Raw genomic sequence first — 20,531 nt, 5'->3', positions numbered from 1 at the left:
GCGAAGCGCGCGAAATTTTGATGGTTTGGAAGGGGGTACCCCCTTCCAAACCATCAAAATTCATAAAAGCTGAAAAACATTGTAACCATAGGAAATACAATTTACACAAAATATAGGACTTGACTCTCTGAAGGGTTCACAGTGCCCGTATAAGATGAAAAAAGCCCTTACAGGTCACTCTGAAGGGTTCAGAGTCCCCGTATAAGATGAAAAAGGCCCTTAACGGTCACTCTGAAAGATTCACAGTGCCCGTATAAGACGAAAAAAACTTCCTCGGTCACTCTTAAATGGTTGAAGTAACCGAAGAAGTATTTTTCCAATAATGTTTTCTTCCAAAAGGAATTGACCATACAGAAGAACGGTAAACTATAGCGAAAAAATCATTCAGCTGGAGGGGACAATTAATGAATTCTAAGTATGCTGCATTATTGGAATCATTTACATTTTCGAATGGAATTACGCTGAAGAACCGAATCGTGATGGCTCCAATGACTAACTTTTCATCCAACCCGGATGGTACCGTTACTGATGCTGAGGTCAGCTATTATGCCCGGCGTTCAGGAGGAGTTGGGATGGTCATTACAGCCTGTACATATGTGACTGCCAATGGGAAAGGCTTTCAAGGGGAATTTGGGGGTGACCGAGATGATTTAATTCCAAGTTTACGGAAATTAGCCACTGAAATTAAGAAGCAAGGGGCAAAAGCGATTTTGCAAATTTTTCACGGCGGCCGTCAAGTACCCCCTGAATTTGTTCCAGATGGTGATGTTGTCAGTGCAAGTGGTATACCTGCTGAAGGTCCAGGTAAACCAGTCCCACGGGAATTATCTGATCAAGAAGTGGAAGCGATTATCCATGATTTTGGGGAGACTACACGCCGAGCGATTGAAGCGGGGTATGATGGAGTTGAAATTCATGGTGCCAATGGCTATCTCATCCAGCAATTTTTCTCTCCGCATTCCAACCGCCGTGAAGATAGATGGGGAGGCAGTCTCGAAAAACGTCTCACTTTTCCGTTAGCGGTTGTCGATGAAGTGAAAAAAGTGGCAGCTCAGAAGTCAAGTAAACCATTTATTGTAGGGTATCGATTTTCCCCTGAAGAGGCGGAAACACCAGGAATTACAATGGCTGATACATTAGTGTTAATAGATGCACTAGCTAAAAAGAATCTTGACTACCTGCATGTTTCCCTCCAGGATTTCTGGTCAACCCCACGACGCGGGGTGGATGACACACGCGCACGGATTGAAATCATCCAAGAACGAGTAGGTGAAACAGTGCCGGTCATTGGCGTTGGTTCTATCTATACAGTGGATGATGCGTTAAAAGCAATCCAATCAGGTGTACCATTAATTGCATTAGGACGTGAAATGATCATGGACCCTGACTGGGTACAAAAGGTAGCCGAAGGCAGGGAATCCGAAATTGTAACGAAAATTGATAAAAATAAACAGCAAGAGCTGGTAGTTCCTGATCCACTTTGGCAAGCCATTATCCATTCACCCGGATGGTTTCCAGGTGTAGATTAATCATCTTAAATAGAGTCTTTGGCCTAATCGCCATTTTGGGATTAGGCCATCCTTACTTCGCACTTTTCCATACGGAATAGGCTAAGGAAAAACAAAAAATTGGAAGAAAAGCAACGAATCTAAACCAATTTTCAGCCCCAATAAAATAAAGGGATGGCAGCACTAAGGCAATCCCGCTTAATACTAAGGCTTTCGACGACTTTCTCCGAATTCCCCGGGCTAGTAATAATAATGAAACACCAATTAATAACCAAAAAACAAGCCCCACCCAATAAAAGCTCAATCATTTTCCTCCTTAAGATTTTTTTATAATATATATATGTTAACTTCTGTTTTAATCTTTTAAATTCCTTCGAATTTGTAAACAGGGTTTTTTGATGATGATGTCGAATTCTAGTTAATGAAACATTCAAAAAGGGGAAATGGATATGAATGAAGAGGGATACATTGATGTAACTGGAGGAAGGGTATGGTATCAACTTTTTAATAAACATGCCGAGGGGACTCCGGTGATTATACTGCATGGTGGACCCGGATCATCATGCTATTCGCTCCAAGGCTTAAAGGCTCTAGCAGAGGACCGTCCCGTTGTCTTTTACGATCAATTAGGGTGTGGGAAATCCGATCGGCCTACAGATACCAGACTATGGAGAATTGATAGATTTGTTGAGGAATTGGCTCAAGTAAGACAAGCTCTCAACCTTAAAGAAGTACATATTCTTGGCCATTCTTGGGGCACAACTCTTGCAGCAGCCTATTGTTTGACCAAACCAAACGGGGTGAAAAGTGTAATTTTCTCTAGTCCGTGCTTAAGTGCTCCGTTATGGGAACAAGATCAAAGGCGCAACCTTGAAATGTTGTCTCAAGAAATTCAGGAAACAATCAAAAGATGTGAAGAAACTGGGACAACCGACTCAGATGAGTATAAACAGGCAACAACAGAATTTAACAAAAATTTCGTTTGCCGTTTGGACCCCTATCCAGAATGGTTAAAGCAAGGGTCACAAAATAGGAATCCTGAAGTATACAATATCATGTGGGGACCTTCTGAATTTACGGTGCTCGGCAATCTTAAAACATTTGATTGCACATCACGTTTAAAGGAAATTACCTGTCCGACTCTATTCTCGTGCGGTCGGTTTGATGAAGCTACACCGGATTCAACACAGTATTTCAGCCGTTTGACACCAGGTTCTTTGTTCCATGTCTACGAACACAGTGCCCATATGCCGTATGTGGAGGAGCCCGAGGAGTTTATAAGAGTGTCAGGGGACTTCCTGAAAAAATGTGATACCCTTTAAACTTTATTAAACATTGGAGTGCGTTCCTACTATTTGTGGTGACGCACTTTTTTCTAAATTTCCAGTAAAAACCACAAGACAAATGGAAACGCTTCCATTAAAATAGGAAGTAAGAAATAGGAGAGGGGAAATCAAGCATGGAACTTTTATTAGAACAATGTAAACATAACCAGTTGGAAGAACCTTGTGAAGAGTGTAACCCCAAAAAAGAAGAGCAAGATAAAGTAGATATCTCTGAATATGATTATAATTTAAGATTGTGGTTTTAATAAAAAGAAAGAATCCCTTGAAGATGTTATAAAAAAGGTTACTTGAGACGAAACTCAAATTAGGCAGTATAAATGCAAACAACTCGTTCACTTTTTTGGGACGAGTTTTTATTTGTTGAATTTAGTAGGTCATTCGTAGTTATGGTACTATGATATGAGAAAAATTAGAGAATCCAGAGGAAATAACGATGAAAATAAATCAATTAATTGCCAACAATATTAACAAATTAGATGCTTCACTAGATGAGGATAAATCGTTAGGAATTGCTGGATTGTCTGGATCTGGGAAAACTACTTTTTGTCAAACCATTGGTGAAGAATCCAAGAAGCGCCTCGTTTCTTTATTGCCAAAGGCTGAATATCAGTATTTATTTTCCAATGTCATGGAAACCAATTTCAGTGCCATTAAGATGGAAGATATGCCTTTAGTCCTATTTCTCGGAAAGTCATCGATATCTTCCAATCCAAGGTCCACTATTGGCACACATACAGGCGTTTTTAAAGAGATTCGCGAGAGTCTTGCTGAAAAATTTAATCTATCACCTGAAGTTTTTTCATTTAATAATGCATTAGGCTGGTGTCCTGATTGTAAAGGACGCGGTACGACGAAAAATGTCGTATGTCCAAAGTGCGAGGGTAAACGCTACAATCACGAAGTAGAGCAAAATACGATTGAATTAAATGATCAAACACATACTATTTCCGATATTAATAACTTAAGCATCGAATCCATTCTTTTATTAGCAGACGAATTACATATTAGTGAAGCCAAACAACATATTCTCAAAAATATCATCAATATGAACATTGGCTACCTAACACTTAATCGCATTATGGGTACTTTGTCAGGCGGAGAATTAACGCGGCTCTACCTGGCAGAATTCATGGCAGCGAGTGAAGATACCGTCATTATTATTGATGAGATCTCCGTTGGTCTTGACCACCAAACCCTTGTTAAAATTTTAGAACAGATTAAACAATTAGGTTATAAGAATCAAATTTGGCTCATTGATCATTCGGACACGGTCCTCGGTGCAACCGATCTGCAATTGTTCTTTGGTCCTGGCAGTGGTAAATACGGCGGGAAAATAGTAGATGAATCACCACGTCCCGAACCAATCAAGTGGGAACGGAATCAGGCACAGCCAACAGATAACTATCATTTTCAAGACCTATACTGTCGTAATATTCAAATCACTGATATACAGATTCCCAAAAATAGATTAGTCACTTTTACCGGAGAATCGGGGTGTGGAAAATCTACACTTGTTAATGAGTGTATTGCGAAAGATTTTCTGAAGCGGTATCCAAAAGATAAACTGGTTATGGTAGGACAAGATCGAAATCAATCGATTACCAGTCGGTCAACCGTTGCGACGTTTCTTGATATAAAAAAGAAGCTTACAAAATATAGTGAAGATATTGATGATATTTTTCAACGCTCGATTGAGGACATTATCGACGATCTGCCAAATGAAGATATTGCTCATAAACGCTTAAGCTTATTGATTAAACTTGGACTTGGGTATCTGACCTTAGAAAGGAAGACACAAACATTATCAACAGGGGAATTTCAATGTGTTCATTTAGTGTCGGAGCTATTTGCGAACTCACGAAACCCGCATACATTGTTTATTTTTGACGAGCCTTCTAAGGGGTTATCACAAAATATCCTAAACCAATTCATTGATAGTGTTAGGATTATTCTGGAAGATGAATCTGTTTCCATCATGATGATAGAACATAATGGCTATATGCTAGATAGCTCTGATTTTATTGTTGATTTTGGTAAAAGACAACTCGCACCAGTTGAGCATCTTGATGTTGTTCGTCATGACGACTACTATCAGCAAAAACACAATGAAGATCAAGTTGCTCCAGTGCATGTTTCTTCAACACTCAAGTCAAAAAAAGGCATTCATTACTTAAATGAGAATCATGTTGCCTATTTTAAACATGCTGAAAACGTTTATAAGGGTGGCATCTTAAAAAGTTTATCGCCAATCGCCCGGCTGATTTATGGTGAATATGAATCCGACACGATCGCACCGGTCATCGCCATCGATCTAGAAAGACACTTGTATAGTCAATACAGCTTTCTCTATGAAATTGGCGGACTAATTAACCATATAGTGGCTGCGCATCCGACCAATAAAGATACAAGAAGCTTCGATTTCTATCATCAAGAAAATCATTGTCCGAGCTGTTCGGGTCGACGGGTTATTGAAAAATTTGATATCGATGTTGTCATTCAAGACAAAACCGTGCCCTTTTGGGAAGGCTTATTACATCCAGACGTCATGGAAGTTTTAAAATATTATCAATATCCTAAATTACAATTCCTCTTCGATGAGATCAAGAATGAACTTGGCCAAGATATTAGTAAAAGCTTTAATGAGATGACTGACGCAGAAAAACAGACCTTTCTTTATGGTTATTGGGAAAAGTCATTTTATGATAAAGCAGGCAAGGCGTCGAGAACCTGGGAAGGATTTAATATCATCATCGGTCGGTACATGTTTATTTCGAAATCAATTATTAAAGAACAAATGAAGGCTTCAAAAGAGTTCATTACCTGTCCAGTCTGTCAAGGAACTGTGCTAAACCATCATAAAAAACTGACCTTTGGGGACATAGATATTCGCGAGATTATTCATCAGCCGATCAATCAAGTTTTAAAGATAGTAGGGAAGTTACCTGAACTGGAAAAACTAAGGTCCATTGTTGGCGGCGATATGCCACTCACGGAAGATGTGTCATTACTTCCAAGGGAAACACAAGCAGCGCTAAAAATACTTGAATTAGAACTAGCGAGTTTTGTAGCCTATGAAGTAGTTTTACAAAATGTCTTACCCTTCTGGGGCAGTGTTAAAGGCAATCTAGAAGCAATCAGTAGCAAAAATCAAATAACAATCTGTGATTTTGCCAATATTACTGAAACGAGAGAAACGATTATTGATAAGTATTTCACCAATGGAAAATACAAAAAAATCACTTATGTATACGAGGCGTTTGGCTACAAAAAAATTGTTACCCAAATGAATAAAATTAAGGCTAGTCATCCTTGTCCTTTCTGTAAAGGGAAGAAAGTTATTTCTGAAGATGGTCTCCATGATGGCGTCCATAAATTATCTATCCCATGTGTTAGTTGTTCTGCAAGTGGAATCAATGATGAAGGGCGTAAAGAAATCGTCGATGGGGTTGATGTACAAACATGGCTGACTGGAAAAGTTAGCGATGTGGTGCCTGATTACTTAGAAGCAGTTGCTGAAATTCCTATTTTCAATCGAATTCGTGAGTTGAATAAACGAGATATGTTGGCGGTTTATCAATGCCTTGAGCAAAATAAGTAAATTGATATAATAAAAAACGCATTTGCCATAAAGCGCAAATGCGTTTTGATTTTGAGCGTCCAATTAATTTTTAATCGTGGCTTCCTTTGGCGACCAGGTTTTTCTCCATGATACTTGTGCGATAAATAACACTAACAATGCTGCGATACCAATCCCTGTATAGACCATAAAGCCTGTTCCGTAAGTTCCAGTAACTTCCTTGAGTATACCCAAGATGTTGGGGACAAAAAATCCACCAACCCCGCCAGCAGCACCTACGATTCCGGTAATCATCCCAATTTCCTCTTGGAAGCGCTGCGGAACCAATTGGAAGACGGCGCCATTTCCCATTCCCAGGCAGAGCATACCGATGAACAATAAAATAGTTACAACCATTAAAGAAGGAAGTTGGCTCACGCCAAACATACTAAGTGCGATCCCGATAAATAGGAAAGTAAGGAGGCGAACACCGCCAATTTTATCTGCAATAAATCCGCCCACTGGTCTAAAAAAGCTCCCTGCTGCCACACATAGTGTGACAAAATCTCCTGCTCTTACTTTTGATAAATCATATTGATCCACAAAAAAGATACTTAAGAAACTGGACAAACCAACAAATCCCCCGAAGGTAACACTGTATAGTAAACAAAAATACCAGGTATCTTTTTGTTTAAATACTTTCAAATATTCAGCCACCGGTTTTGGTGCAGGTTGGGATGGAGCATCTTTTGCCATCATAATATACAAAATAAATACAGTCAAAAGAGGAATCAGTGCTAAACCTAAGACATTATGCCAGCCCATTTGTTCGGCAAGACGCGGACCGAATAAGGTGGCAAACAGAGTTCCGCTATTCCCGGCACCTGCAATTCCCATTGCAAGTCCTTGTAAATGCGGAGGATACCATCTGCTTGCCATCGGAATAGCTGCAGCAAAACTTGCACCTGCCACCCCAAGCAGGATTCCGATCAAATAAAGTTCAGTTAAGGTTTGGCCAAATAACCAGCCCCAAACCAGTGGAATAATCGTAACCAACATTCCACTAATGGCTGTTTTTCGCGGGCCGATTCGATCTGTTAAGACACCAAGGATAAGGCGGAAAAACGATCCGCTTAGGATTGGTACGGCAACGATAAAACCCTTTTGTGAGGGGGTTAGTCCAAAATCCTTTGTAATATAAACCCCAAGTGCCCCTAACATCACCCAAATCATGAAACTAACATCAAAGTATAAAAATGAAGCCGCTAACGATGGTGAATGACCGCTTTTCTTTAAATCTGATATCTTCATCTTATTGAACTCCCTCCCAGAAAAAATTAATTTATTTCATAGTTAATTTGGATTTTCCTTTCTTACCATTCAAAACAGCTATCTTTTGAAAACATGACTCTGATTAGCAGCACCAAGAATGAAAATAAACCGATATTGTTTTTCATAATTTTTTTCCCTCCTTTACACTGTTGGAATATGAGTTGCTGTTGCTTTGTTAAACAATATCCGAAAGGCACAGAAGATGTCTCATAGTATGTAAGGTACTCTAACATAGAACTTACTGTGTTAGAAAATGTCACACATTGAATTTCTTTTGCAGAGTTTTATGGAATAATAGGTGATATTTATGTTGCAGTATCCACATATTTACTAGCGGAGGTTTTTAATATGGATAAGCAAAAGCTCGTTTTAATAGGTAATGGAATGGCGGGGGTGAGGTGTGTAGAAGAGATTTTACAAAATGCGCCTGATTCTTTTGAGATTACCATTTTCGGAAGTGAACCACACCTTAACTATAATCGAATCCAATTATCAGCTGTTTTGCAGGGTGCTACCTCGTTTGATGACATAACCATTCATGGTCGCGAATGGTATAACGAACAGAACATCAGGCTTTTTTCGGGAGAAACCGTCATAAAAATTGATTCCAAAAAACAAGTGTTAAGGACGAACAAAAGTCGAGAAGTCTCCTATGACCAGCTAATCATCGCAACAGGTTCAGTGCCATTTCTACTCCCGATACCGGGGGCTGATAAAGAAGGACTCCTTTCGTTTCGAACTATCGAAGATTGTCAGAAAATGATTGATACTGCGAAACAATATAAAAAAGCGATCGTCATTGGAGGCGGCGTATTAGGTTTAGAAGCTGCCAAGGGTCTACTGAATCTTGGTATGGATGTAACGGTAGTTCATAATGGACGAAATTTAATGGAAAGACAGCTTGATGAAACGGCTGCGAAGTTGTTGCAAACAGAGCTAAATAAGCAAGGATTAGGTTTTCTTTTTGAAAAAGAAACGAAGGAGATTTGCGGGAACAAACGTGTAGAAAAAGTAATCTTTCAGGACGGCACGGAAATAGCTACCGATTTGGTTTTGATGGCTGTAGGGGTGAGACCCAATATCCAGTTAGCGAAGGAAAGTGGAATCGAAACAAACCGGGCCATCCTTGTCAATGATTATATGGAAACAAATATACCGAACATTTATGCTGTCGGCGAATGTGTGGAACATCGAGGAACGGTCTATGGATTGGTAAAACCTCTTTATGATCAAGGAAAAGTTTTAGCGAAACGGTTGTGCGGCTTGGAATCTAAGGGGTTCGAAGGAACTGTTCTTTCAACCCAATTAAAAATATCAGGTGTAGATGTGTTTTCTGTTGGGAGATTTACATGTGATGACAATCTTAAGTCCATAGAAATCCATGATGAATTAGAGGGGGTTTATAAAAAGCTTGTTTTTGAAGATTCGCAAATGGTTGGTGCTGTGTTATTTGGTGATATACGTGATCGTACGAGATTACTAGAAATGATCCAGAAAAAACAAGATGTATCCGACATCGAGAAAGTTACCCTATTTCAATCGTTAAATGGTGACGGTAATTCCGTCGGAACTATGGCCCAGAGTGAAATGATCTGCAATTGTAACGGTGTTTCAAAAGGATCAATTATTGAAGCAGTCCTAAAAAATGGATTAACGACGGTGGACCAGGTAAAAAAGTGTACCAAGGCATCAAGCTCTTGTGGCGGCTGCAAACCGCTAGTTGCCGATCTTCTCGCTTTCATTCAGAGCAATGAATTTGATGAAGTCATTGAACAAAAATCGATGTGCGCTTGTACATCGTTAACGGAAGATGAAGTGGTTTACCAAATGCAAGTGCAGGGCTTGACTTCGGTACAAGAAGTGATGGAAGTGCTTGCTTGGGGCAATAAGGAAGGATGTGCCAGCTGCAGGCCTGCATTAGCTTATTATTTAGGGATGATTTATCCAGAGTATGAAAGCCAGCAAGAAACACTGTTTGTCTCCGAACAAATGAATGCCTTCGTTCAACAGGATGGTACGTATACCGTTGTCCCACAAATGTACGGTGGAAAAACAACGGCAGAACAATTACGAACAATTGCCGATGTGGCAGAGAAATACGGGATCACAAATATCGCTGTTACGAGTGAACAAAGAATTCATTTGATGGGGGTAAAGAAAGAAAATCTTTCTCGTTTGTGGGCAGATTTGAACATGGAAGTAAGTGCCACCTATGGAAATATGGTTCAAAATGTCAAAACGAGTATCGGAGAACATATTTGTCGTTGTGATAAACAAGCATCGATTGAGTTGGCTGTCAGTCTCGAGAAACGATTGGAATTTCTCACAACGCCCTACCGTGTGAAAATGGGCGTATCGGCTTGTATGCATAACGGTGCCGGTTCGACAACCAAAGATATCGGTGTGATTGGAACAGGCCTTGGCTGGGAAGTTTATGTCGGGGGCAGCAGTGGCCGTCATGTACGCGCAGGGGAGTTATTATGCCTAGAATCATCGAACGACGAAGTAATCGACATCATTTGTGCCTTTATTCAATATTACCGTGAGACCGCCAATTTTCTCGAACGAACTTGGCAATGGATCGAACGGGTCGGTTTAGTCCATGTGCGCGAAATTCTATTCGACCAAGACTATCGCCAGCAATTATTGCTGCGTTTAGAAAATGATTATTTCTTGCGCAAAAAGTACTTAGAGAAAAGTTCAAGGTCATCGGCTATCTTGTAAGAAATATTCGGGAAAGGGTGAGCATCGTGACGGAAGCGTTATTAAAATATTTTCGGACAAAGGAACAAGAAGTGAGATCTGAAAAAAAGTATGAATCTCAATGCCCATACTGCAGCATGCAATGTAAAATGCAATTGATTGAACAATCGATTGTGACGAGAAAAAAATATACAACCATCGGGAAAGATAATCCAACTTCGGAGGGGCGTCTATGTATTAAGGGTATGAACGCCCATCAACATGCCTTTCATAAGGAGCGGTTGAAATTTCCATTGTTAAAAGTAAATGGTGAATTTGTTCGTGTTTCTTGGGAGGAAGCATTGGAGCATATTAAAGAAAATTTTACTAAAATTCAAAAAGAGGCTGGCCATAATGCCTTAGCGGTTTATGGTAGTGCATCCATCACTAATGAAGAAGCCTACTTATTGGGTAAATTTGCCCGTGTCGCTTTAAAAACCAAATACATTGATTATAATGGTCGTCTTTGTATGTCTGCAGCTGCTTCAGCGGCGAGTCAAACCTTTGGGTTGGACAGAGGCTTCACCAATAGTTTGTCGGAAATTCCAACAACAAAATGCATTATATTAGCCGGGACGAATATTGCTGAGTGTCAGCCAACGATTATGCCTTATTTTGAAAGAGCGAAAGAAAATGGTGCATACATTATCGCCATCGATCCCCGCGAAACAGCTACAACGAAACTAGCAGACTTGCATTTAAAACCTAAACCAGGTACTGATGCGGTGTTAGCTAATGGGTTATTGAAGGTGATTATCGAAGAAAATTATGTGGATGAAACGTTTCTTCAAGAACGTGTGAATGGGTTTGAAGAAGTGAGAGAATATGTAGAATCACTCAGCTTAGATGAAATGGAAGAAATAACCGGCGTACCAATCGCTCACATTCGTAAGGCAGCTATAAGGTTCGGGAAAGAAGAAACAGGCATGATTTTTACAGCGAGAGGGGTTGAACAGCACACGAATGGTTCGATGACTGTCCGTAATTTCCTAAATATTCTGGTTACAACAGGGAAAATCGGCAAGCCGGGCTGTGGTTATGGAGCCATTACCGGGCAGGGAAATGGTCAGGGGGCAAGAGAACATGGTCAAAAGGCTGACCAACTTCCTGGATATCGTTCGATTGAGAATGAAGAACATCGAAAATATCTGGCCAGTGTTTGGGGTATACACCACGACGATATACCACGGAAAGGTGTTTCGGCCTATGAAATGATGGAGAAAATCCATGAAAAGGAAATTAAAGGGCTATTTCTGATGTGTTCCAATCCCATTGTTTCCAACCCGAATGCCCGCTTTGTTAAAGAAGCCATAAAAAAATTAACCTTTTTTGTAGCGGTCGATCTGTTTGTTTCAGAAACAGCAAGATTAGCCGATGTGATCCTGCCGGCCTCTTCCTACCTTGAAGATGAAGGTACAATGACCAATGTAGAAGGGCGGGTCACATTACGGGAAGCTAGTTATCCGTGTCCGGGAGAAGTGAAGCATGATTGGCAAATCCTTTGTGAAATTGCCCGTGTGATAGGAAAAGAAGAGTATTTTTCCTTTACCACGGCCGAGGAAATTTTTGCAGAATTACGATTGGCAAGCCGTGGCGGGAATGCTGATTATTTCGGCATTACCTATGAACGCCTTAGAAAAGAAGGCGGAATATTATGGCCGTGCCCAGACCTTGACCATAAAGGAACGAATAGAGTGTTTGAAACATCCTTTGCCCATACAGATGGGAAAGCAGCGATGGTGGTGGTACCAAACAGCCCGGAAATTCCTAAAGAACAGCTTAACGATGAGTATCCGCTCTATTTAACCACAGGAAGAGTCATGTCACACTACTTAACAGGGGTGCAAACAAGAAAAAGTCCAGCTTTAGCTGCAAGAAACGTAGAACCTTTTATGGAAATCCACCCTGCAACTGCTGTTAAATATCAGATCCAAGACCAATCTTTAGTGAAAATCGAATCACGCCGAGGTAGTGTGGTGGTTCGTAGCAAATGGTCAGAAACGATTCGTCATGATACCATTTTTGTTCCTTTTCACTGGGCAGACTCACAAAATATCAATCTCCTCGTTTCAAAGGAACTGGATCCTGCCTGCAAAATGCCAGGCTTTAAAGTCAGCGCTGTTAAGGTGAGTCAAGTTAGTGATTTTCTCCAGTAAAAAATTTTTATGTTAGGAGACCTTACACAGTAAGTTAGTTATGTTTTGACCTGTGATATAGTTTAAGAAACTTTCAAACAGGAGGAAAGCTAACATGGATAAGAAAAAGTTGGTCCTTGTAGGTAATGGAATGGCTGGTGTGAAAACCATTGAGGAGATCATAAAACTGTCAAAGGAAACATTTGAGATTACTATTTTCGGTAGCGAACCGCATCCGAATTACAATAGAATTCTTCTCTCAAAAGTATTACAAGGGGATACAGAGGTAAAGGACATTACACTCAATGATTGGAATTGGTATACAGAAAACAACATTCAATTGTATACAAGTGAAACTGTGATCAAAGTCGATTCAATGCGGAAAGTCGTTGTTACAGACTTAGGAAGAATGGAACCGTATGATGAATTGATTGTAGCGACGGGATCAGTTCCATTCATTCTTCCGATTCCGGGAGCTGACAAGAATGGAGTCACAGCTTTTCGGGATATAAAGGATACCGAAGTGATGCTTGAGACTTCGAAAAAGTATAAGAAAGCGGCAGTGATTGGCGGTGGATTGCTCGGGCTTGAAGCAGCAAGAGGACTTTTAAACCTTGGAATGGAGGTTTCGGTCATTCATTTGGCCCCGTATTTGATGGAGCGGCAATTAGATCCACAGGCCGGGAAAATGCTTCAAAATGAATTAGAAAAACAGGGAATGACATTTCTATTAGAAAAACAAACGCAAGAAATCTTTGGAGACGATCGCGTAGAGGGCTTAAGGTTTAGTGATGGAACCATCCTCGAGACTGACTTAGTGGTGATGGCTGTTGGTATTAAACCAAATATCGATTTAGCCAAAGAAAGTGGTATCTCAGTGAATCGAGGTATTGTCGTCAATGATTACATGCAAACAAGCGTTCCTGATATTTACTCTGTCGGGGAGTGTGCTGAACACAATGGAACCGTATATGGTCTTGTTGCGCCCTTGTTTGAACAAGGGAAAATATTAGCAAAACACATCTCCGGAGTAGAAACGAATGGATATCAAGGCTCGGTATTATCGACACAGCTGAAGGTATCAGGGGTTGAGGTGTTTTCAGCCGGAGACTTTATGGAAGGCGAAGGAAAAGAAGCAATCAAAGTTTTTGATGGAAATGACAGTATTTATAAGAAGATCGTCATTCAAGACAACACAATTGTTGGAGCCGTGCTATTTGGTGATAGCAGCGATGGAAATCGTCTCTTTTCAATGATTCAAAAGCAAGCAGACGTTACCTCTACCACAAAGGTTTCGCTTTTACAACCTCTCAATGCGGACTTTAGCAGCAGTTTGGTTGCATCCATGAGTGAAGAAGAAATTATTTGTGGATGTAATGGAGTATCCAAAGGGGCGATTATCGAGGCGATCCAGAATCAAGGTTGTTCATCGATTGATGAAATCAAAGCTTGTACAAGTGCTTCGCGTTCTTGCGGTGGATGTAAGCCGCTTGTCGCGGAAGTATTACAGCATACCCTTGGTTCAGCGTTTGATGCAACTGTCCAGAAAGAAGCCATCTGCAGCTGTACTTCACTTTCCAGAGATGAAGTAGTAGATGAGATTAAAACAAAAGGTTTGACCCATATCAAAGAAGTCATGAATGTGCTCGGCTGGAATACGGAAGAAGGTTGTTCCAAATGCCGCCCTGCTCTGAACTATTACTTAGGTATGGTCCATCCGATTGATTATCAGGACGAAAAGGAGTCACGATTTGTCAATGAGCGCATGCATGCAAACATTCAAAAGGATGGAACGTATTCTGTCGTACCGCGCATGTATGGCGGTGTAACCAATTCACAAGACTTACGACGGATTGCTGACGTGGTCGATAAATATGAAATACCATTAGTAAAACTAACCGGGGGACAACGGATCGACTTACTCGGAGTGAAAAAGGAAGATTTGCCGAAAATCTGGACAGATTTGGATATGCCATCAGGTTTTGCCTACGGAAAATCATTAAGGACGGTTAAGACATGTGTCGGTGAACAGTTCTGCCGCTTTGGAACCCAAGATTCCATGGGACTCGGGATCGACCTCGAAAAGAAATTTGAAGGACTTCAAACACCGCATAAGGTGAAAATGGCTGTTTCCGCTTGTCCGAGAAGCTGTGCAGAGTCTGGGTTTAAAGATATTGGTTTTATTGGAATTGACGGCGGCTGGGAACTTTATGTCGGTGGAAATGGCGGTACACATGTACGCGGGGGAGACCTATTATACAAAGTAAAAACGTCCGAAGAGGCGATGGAGATTACCGGTGCCTATCTGCAATATTATCGTGAAACAGCCAATTACTTAGAACGTACATCAGCGTGGATTGAACGTGTTGGCATAGCACAGGTACGTTCCGTTCTTGATGATAAGGAAAAACGTCAACAATTAAATAAACGTATGGATGATGCATTATCAGTGATTAAGGATCCATGGAAAACCATATCGGAGGATGAAAAACTAAGAAGAGAATTGTTTGAGACTGTAGTAATGTCTTAAGAACCTACATTATAAGGAGGAATTCATCTAATGACAAAGAAAAGCGTAGAAGTGGTGTCGATCGGTTCTGTACGGGATCTTCCAGAACGATTAGGAAAGACAGTTTTTGTCGGGGAAAAAGAAGTGGCTGTCTTCAAATTATTAAACGGAACCATTCGAGCGATTGAAAATCGCTGCCCACATAAAGGCGGGGTGCTGAGTGAAGGATTGGTCAGCGGAGAATTTGTGTTCTGTCCGATGCATGATTGGAAAATCTGTTTGGATAATGGGAAGGTTCAAGAACCGGATGCAGGCTGTGTAAAAACCTATCAAACCAAAATAGACGGAGAAGAAGTGTTTCTCCTCATCGACTAGATCACTAAATAGGAGGTCCATATGACTTATAAAAAGGGAAAAGTCTATATAGTTGGAGCTGGCCCTGGTGATCCCGATTTAATTACGGTTAAAGCCATGAAATGCCTCGAGCAGGCAGAAGTGATTCTATATGATCGATTAGTCAATCCGGTATTATTGAATTACGCTAGTGCTGATACCGAGTTCATTTATTGTGGAAAAAAGCCGGGGAACCATTGTGTTTCTCAAGATTCTATCCATCAAATATTAGTTGAAAAAGCCTTGGCCGGGAAATTGGTGGTTCGTTTAAAAGGCGGTGATCCGTTTATATATGGCCGAGGCGGTGAAGAAGCAGAAGTATTAGTTCAAAATGGCATTGAGTTTGAAGTTGTCCCAGGGATTACGTCGGGAATTGCCGCTCCAGCTTATGCGGGAATTCCCGTCACTCACCGTGAAATGAGCCGATCCTTTGCGGTAGTAACTGGTCATTGTTTGAACGGTAGGCCCAATAACATTCGCTGGGATCACCTCGCGCATGGTGTCGATACGCTCGCTATTTATATGGGTGTCAAACATCTTCCATATATATGTAATCATCTGCAAACCAGTGGGAAAGATTCTTCTACACCTATTGCGGTAATTGAGCAAGGGACCACTGGAAATCAACGGACTGTTATCGGTACACTTGAGACGATTGTTGAGGTTGTAAATGAGAATCGAATCATGAATCCAGCGATGATTGTAATCGGAGAAGTTGTGAAATTATCAGAAAAACTATCGTGGTTTCCTGAAAAGGTCAAGGAAGACGTGCTTTTATTAAAAAAATACTGAGTTTGAAAGAGTTTATAATGAATATTATAGACTCTTTTTTTATCGTCCCTGCGGAAATCCACATGCAAGTTTAACAGTGTCTTTATAAAATAGTCTGCTACACTACATATAAGCTCAAAATCTGTGCTATCATAAATGTTTTCTATTGAAATTAGGTAGATTTTTTTTCTGTTTCTCTCCATAATTAAATTAATTGAAGGATTAAATAAAATTATGTCGAATACATAAGTAAATATACCTGATTAAGAGGGCTGAATAATGAATAAATCTGGTCGAATTATCCTGGTACTGATTTCTATTTTATTTACCAGTTACCAAAAGGTCTATGATCATCAACCTTTTTTTACCATCGACTTTTTCCTGTTTACCATTATTGCCTGGGTAGTGGGCTGGCAATATGATAAGGCACGCTACTATGAAAAAAAGGCCCGTGCCAGTGAAGACAGTTATAAGAAGCTGATAGATTCATTGCCTGCTCCCGTCTATGTCACGCAGAATCATAAATTCTTATATGTAAATAAAGCTGCGATGACCATGATTGGTGCTACGAAACGAGAAGATCTAATGGGGAAGTCCATTTTTAATTTTATTGTTCCAGACTATAAAAGTCGTTTACTTGAACGATTTAAACAAGTTAAGAAAGAAAAGCAGCCTGTAAGCACGATCGACTACAAAGCAAAGCGATTGGATGGTTCAACCTTTTTGTTTGAGGTTTCTTCCTTGTATATCGTTTTTGGCGGAAAAGAGGCCATCTTGTCGATTGGGAAGGATATTACTAAAAGAATGGAAGAAACAGAACGTCTTCTTCAAAAGTCTGAAAAATTAGCGTTGTTAGGTCAAATGGCGGCAGGTATAGCCCACGAAATCCGAAATCCACTCACATCCATCAAAGGATTTATTCAACTCTTAAAGACGAGCACCCTGAAAGAGGAATTTTATGAGATTGTGTTATCAGAACTTGACCGGATCAATGAAATCGTCGGGGAATTCCTTGTCCTTGCTAAACCGTCTTCGGCTGTATATACGACCCAGGACATTAAGATCCTCTTAAAGGATGTTATCACGTTAATTAACAACCAGTCACTTCTTAATAATATTCAAATTATAGTGAAATTTGACGATGATTTGCAGTTGATCAGCTGTGAAGATAATCAGTTAAAGCAAGTTTTTCTAAATTTACTAAAGAACGCAATGGAAGCCATGCCTAAAGGTGGAATTATTCATGTGGTCGTAAAGGAAAAAGAAGCAGGTAAAATTTCGATTCAGATTATCGACCAAGGTGTTGGCATTCCACAAGAACGGATTTCCACACTAGGTGAACCCTTTTATACAACAAAAGAAAAGGGGACCGGCCTCGGCTTAATGACCTGCTACAAAATAATCGAAGGCCATAATGGGGAACTAAACATTTATAGTCAACTTAATGAAGGAACCACGATTGAGATTATTTTACCAACGATTACCCAGCCGTTATTAAAGATGGAAGTAAGCCATTCTTAGTGAATGGCTTATTCTATTTTTAGGAAAAAATGATAAAATATCATCATAGATAAAGATTCAAGAGATTAGGAGGGGGATTGTGAGTTCGTTCCAAACGAAACATGTGCATCAAGAAGTTCCTTTTTTTCAACTATTTATGAAATCTAAACATTTTACGGCGTTGCTTTTGGGCCAAGTTTTTTCCTTGTTAGGAAGTTCGATAACGAATGTGATTCTTCCAATCGTTGTCCTCGAAGTATCAAAATCAACCGCCATGATGGGAACGGTTATGGCCGTTTACATGCTGCCATTTGTCATTCTTCTCCCTGTTTCAGGCATTTTTGTTGATAAATTGAACAAAGTGAAAATTATGTTTGTGGTGGATTTTGTTCGGTTTTTCCTGATGCTGCTATTAGCTGCCATTGCTTTTATGGGGCAACTCAACATGGTTTTTCTTTTTATCATAATGTTTATAATGGGCACGATGGATAGCTTCTTTCAGCCGGCCTATTCAGCCGTTCGAGCAAAGGTATTTACGAAGGATATTCGCAATGCGGCAAATTCAATTACCCAAGTAAGCGTGCAGGCCTTAAGAATCTTTGGACCGATTATCGGCGGAATAATTGTCAGCTCTTTTTCAGCTGCTTGGGGTTTTGGTATTGATGCAATCACATACATAATATCCTTGTTCTTTTTACTTAGTCTTCGATCGTTAACGTTTCAAAAGTCGACAGATGGCTTGGGACAGAAAAACTCTATCAAACAAGATTTTTTCGAAGGGATTGAGGTCCTGAAACAGGAGTCCTGGCTTTGGATTACCATTCTTACATTCTCGCTCATCAATATTTTTTCCGGTGGGATTATACGCATCATCATTCCTTGGCTCATTAATATCTATTATGATTTTGAACCTGTTGTTTTTGGTCTTGTTCTTTCCGCATCAGGTGCTGGGGCAATCGTCTGTGGACTTGTGTTTGGGTTAAGAAAAGAATGGAAGAAGCGAGGCCTTCTCGCCTACATCGGTGTAGCTGTTAGTGGTCTGGCCTTACTGTTTATGCCCTTCGTTTCGTCCGTTCCCTTATTAATGGCCTTTATGTTCCTAGAAGGCGCAGGGATGATGTTGTTTGGCTTGATTTGGGAAATTAGTCTTCAAGAATTGGTCCCAGAAGATAAATTTGGCCGGGTCGTAAGTTTAGATATGCTGGGTTCCTTTGCCTTACTTCCAGTCGGTTATTTACTAACTGGATGGTTAGCAGAAGGAATTGGTGAAATCTTTACATTGGTTATCTTTAGTACAGTCATCTTGCTTATTTCGGTCCTCGTAATGTTTAATAAAGGAATACGGAATTATAATTAATGTTTATTAAATGGTGCTGGAGGGAGATATGAAAAAGAATAAGTATGTTTTTTGGGGACTAGTCATCACGACCTTGATTTCAGCGCTTGATGCAAATATTATGCAAACGGCCAGTCCGACCATTGTCAAACAACTGGGAGGAATGGAACTATTTGCATGGATATTTGTTGTTTATATGTTAGCAAGTACGGTGACTGTGCCGCTTTACGGTAAATTATCGGATATGTATGGCCGAAAAAATCTATTAATGTTTGCTGTTGGGTTATTTACGCTAGGTTCCATCCTTTGTGGGATTGCGAATTCCATGGTCATGCTCATCATTTTTAGGGGCATACAGGGTTTGGGGGCTGGCGGGATGATTCCACTTTCTATGGTCATTGTAGGAGACTTGTTTACAATTGAAAGACGTGGGAAAATTCAAGCGGTTTTCAGCAGCATTTGGGCCATCTCTTCCATTGTTGGACCTATATTGGGATCTTTCTTTGTGGAAGCACTGTCATGGAGATGGATCTTCTTTATCAATATTCCCATTGGTATTGCCAGCGTTCTTTGTTTGCTTCCCTATAAAGAACAAATGGAATTTAAGAAGACCCATATTGATTATAAAGGTTTCTTCTTATTTGGGATTTCGATCACACTATTATTGTTATCTACTAATATCCAAAACTCTATTTGGTATATTATCTTAGGAATCATTGGCTTCATTGTGTTTGTTTTAGTGGAAAGGAAGGAACCACATCCGTTCCTGCCAGTATCATTGTTTAAGAACAAAGGAATCCTGATGACGAACCTATTCATGTTGGTTTATTGTTTGTCCTTTTTTGGAACATCCAACTTTATTCCTTTGTACCTCCAAGAAGGAAATCAGATGAGTATTTATAAAAGTGGACTGATCCTGCTAAGTATTGCCGTTGGCTGGATCTTCGGTAGTACCCCAGCAGGCAAGTGGATTCTTCGCTTTGGCTACAAAATCTTATTTATTATCGGCAGTTTGATTACAACGGTATCGGGGTTAGCTTTATATTTATTCATTACTGATATTTCCTATTTCGGTTTGTTTTTAATTTTAACAATCCAGGGTATTTCTTTTGGTTTGTTGTTTGCGGTTGGAACCATCGCATCTCAAGAATTTGCTGAACCCCAGATCAAAGGGATGTCTACTTCACTGCAAATGTTTCTAAAAAACATTGGCACATCGATTGGGGTGACAGTCATGGGCTTGATCATCAATCAAGCTGCACACATCACAATCGGAATGAAAAACGTGTTTTTATATGCTCTTTGTTTGAGTTTCGTGACTATAGTGCTAAGTTTCCTCATCCCAGCAAAAACAACCGTTTTAATTGAGAGTAACAGTATGAGTAAATAAAAGTTGCATTATG

14 protein-coding genes are annotated in these 20,531 nt (G+C 40.1%); 12 read left to right on the top strand and 2 right to left on the bottom strand.

Annotated features, from left to right (window positions below):
• The first annotated feature begins 404 nt into the window (after positions 1–404).
• A complete protein-coding gene (locus tag KW850_RS15260) occupies positions 405–1,529 on the top strand; it encodes an NADH-dependent flavin oxidoreductase (RefSeq protein ID WP_218348432.1) in 1,125 nt (374 codons plus the stop codon).
• Between the two features lie 52 nt (positions 1,530–1,581).
• Here the strand turns inward: KW850_RS15260 and KW850_RS15255 are convergent, their stop codons facing one another.
• Positions 1,582–1,812, bottom strand: a complete 231-nt coding sequence (locus tag KW850_RS15255; RefSeq protein ID WP_218348431.1) for a hypothetical protein — start codon at positions 1,810–1,812, stop codon at positions 1,582–1,584.
• Positions 1,813–1,957: 145 nt separating this feature from the next.
• Here KW850_RS15255 and KW850_RS15250 point away from each other — a divergent pair, with 145 nt between their 5' ends.
• The 3 genes from KW850_RS15250 to KW850_RS15245 all read left to right on the top strand — a co-directional run bounded on the left by KW850_RS15250 (position 1,958) and on the right by KW850_RS15245 (position 6,452).
• Positions 1,958–2,830 carry a proline iminopeptidase-family hydrolase gene (locus tag KW850_RS15250; protein ID WP_374226336.1) on the top strand — a complete coding sequence of 291 codons (873 nt, stop codon included), beginning with the start codon at positions 1,958–1,960 and terminating at the stop codon, positions 2,828–2,830.
• Positions 2,831–2,967: 137 nt separating this feature from the next.
• The gene (locus KW850_RS33375; RefSeq protein ID WP_256358267.1) at positions 2,968–3,099 is read left to right on the top strand and encodes a hypothetical protein; all 132 of its coding nucleotides are present in this window, start codon (positions 2,968–2,970) and stop codon (positions 3,097–3,099) included.
• 188 nt (positions 3,100–3,287) lie between these two features.
• Positions 3,288–6,452, top strand: coding sequence for an ATP-binding cassette domain-containing protein (locus tag KW850_RS15245; protein WP_218348429.1), 3,165 nt, complete (start codon positions 3,288–3,290; stop codon positions 6,450–6,452).
• A 63-nt stretch (positions 6,453–6,515) separates the two neighbouring features.
• On the opposite strand, the gene KW850_RS15240 is transcribed toward KW850_RS15245, so the two are convergent.
• Positions 6,516–7,721 carry an MFS transporter gene (locus KW850_RS15240; RefSeq protein ID WP_218348428.1) on the bottom strand — a complete coding sequence of 402 codons (1,206 nt, stop codon included), beginning with the start codon at positions 7,719–7,721 and terminating at the stop codon, positions 6,516–6,518.
• Positions 7,722–8,090: 369 nt separating this feature from the next.
• Here KW850_RS15240 and nirB (KW850_RS15235) point away from each other — a divergent pair, with 369 nt between their 5' ends.
• The 8 genes from nirB (KW850_RS15235) to KW850_RS15200 all read left to right on the top strand — a co-directional run bounded on the left by nirB (KW850_RS15235) (position 8,091) and on the right by KW850_RS15200 (position 20,518).
• Entirely contained in the window at positions 8,091–10,466 is a 2,376-nt protein-coding gene (gene nirB, locus KW850_RS15235; protein WP_218348427.1) for a nitrite reductase large subunit NirB, read from the top strand.
• 26 nt (positions 10,467–10,492) lie between these two features.
• Positions 10,493–12,640, top strand: coding sequence for an assimilatory nitrate reductase catalytic subunit NasC (nasC, locus tag KW850_RS15230; protein ID WP_218348426.1), 2,148 nt, complete (start codon positions 10,493–10,495; stop codon positions 12,638–12,640).
• 94 nt (positions 12,641–12,734) lie between these two features.
• Positions 12,735–15,149, top strand: a complete 2,415-nt coding sequence (nirB, locus tag KW850_RS15225; protein WP_218348425.1) for a nitrite reductase large subunit NirB — start codon at positions 12,735–12,737, stop codon at positions 15,147–15,149.
• A gap of 30 nt (positions 15,150–15,179) precedes the next feature.
• Positions 15,180–15,503, top strand: coding sequence for a nitrite reductase small subunit NirD (nirD, locus tag KW850_RS15220; protein WP_218348424.1), 324 nt, complete (start codon positions 15,180–15,182; stop codon positions 15,501–15,503).
• 21 nt (positions 15,504–15,524) lie between these two features.
• Positions 15,525–16,313, top strand: coding sequence for a uroporphyrinogen-III C-methyltransferase (cobA, locus tag KW850_RS15215; RefSeq protein WP_218348423.1), 789 nt, complete (start codon positions 15,525–15,527; stop codon positions 16,311–16,313).
• Between the two features lie 258 nt (positions 16,314–16,571).
• Positions 16,572–17,813, top strand: a complete 1,242-nt coding sequence (locus KW850_RS15210) for an ATP-binding protein (RefSeq protein WP_218348422.1) — start codon at positions 16,572–16,574, stop codon at positions 17,811–17,813.
• Between the two features lie 79 nt (positions 17,814–17,892).
• Complete coding sequence (locus tag KW850_RS15205; RefSeq protein WP_374226335.1) at positions 17,893–19,149, top strand: MFS transporter; 1,257 nt, start codon at positions 17,893–17,895, stop codon at positions 19,147–19,149.
• Positions 19,150–19,177: 28 nt separating this feature from the next.
• Positions 19,178–20,518 (top strand): MDR family MFS transporter, encoded by a 1,341-nt coding sequence (locus tag KW850_RS15200; protein ID WP_218348421.1) that lies wholly within the window; start codon positions 19,178–19,180, stop codon positions 20,516–20,518.
• Positions 20,519–20,531: the final 13 nt, after the last annotated feature.

The organism is Bacillus sp. sid0103 (assembly GCF_019219025.1).
The sequence above is the reverse complement of the archived record's forward strand: the minus strand, read 5'-3'. Positions and strand labels throughout refer to the sequence as shown.

Coding starts and splice junctions, on each gene's coding strand:
- KW850_RS15260 (WP_218348432.1), top strand. CDS start 405: ATGAATTCTAAGTATGCTGCATTATTGGAATCATTTACATTTTCGAAT.
- KW850_RS15250 (WP_374226336.1), top strand. CDS start 1,958: ATGAATGAAGAGGGATACATTGATGTAACTGGAGGAAGGGTATGGTAT.
- KW850_RS33375 (WP_256358267.1), top strand. CDS start 2,968: ATGGAACTTTTATTAGAACAATGTAAACATAACCAGTTGGAAGAACCT.
- KW850_RS15245 (WP_218348429.1), top strand. CDS start 3,288: ATGAAAATAAATCAATTAATTGCCAACAATATTAACAAATTAGATGCT.
- KW850_RS15240 (WP_218348428.1), bottom strand. CDS start 7,721: ATGAAGATATCAGATTTAAAGAAAAGCGGTCATTCACCATCGTTAGCG.
- nirB (WP_218348427.1), top strand. CDS start 8,091: ATGGATAAGCAAAAGCTCGTTTTAATAGGTAATGGAATGGCGGGGGTG.
- nirB (WP_218348425.1), top strand. CDS start 12,735: ATGGATAAGAAAAAGTTGGTCCTTGTAGGTAATGGAATGGCTGGTGTG.
- nirD (WP_218348424.1), top strand. CDS start 15,180: ATGACAAAGAAAAGCGTAGAAGTGGTGTCGATCGGTTCTGTACGGGAT.
- cobA (WP_218348423.1), top strand. CDS start 15,525: ATGACTTATAAAAAGGGAAAAGTCTATATAGTTGGAGCTGGCCCTGGT.
- KW850_RS15210 (WP_218348422.1), top strand. CDS start 16,572: ATGAATAAATCTGGTCGAATTATCCTGGTACTGATTTCTATTTTATTT.
- KW850_RS15200 (WP_218348421.1), top strand. CDS start 19,178: ATGAAAAAGAATAAGTATGTTTTTTGGGGACTAGTCATCACGACCTTG.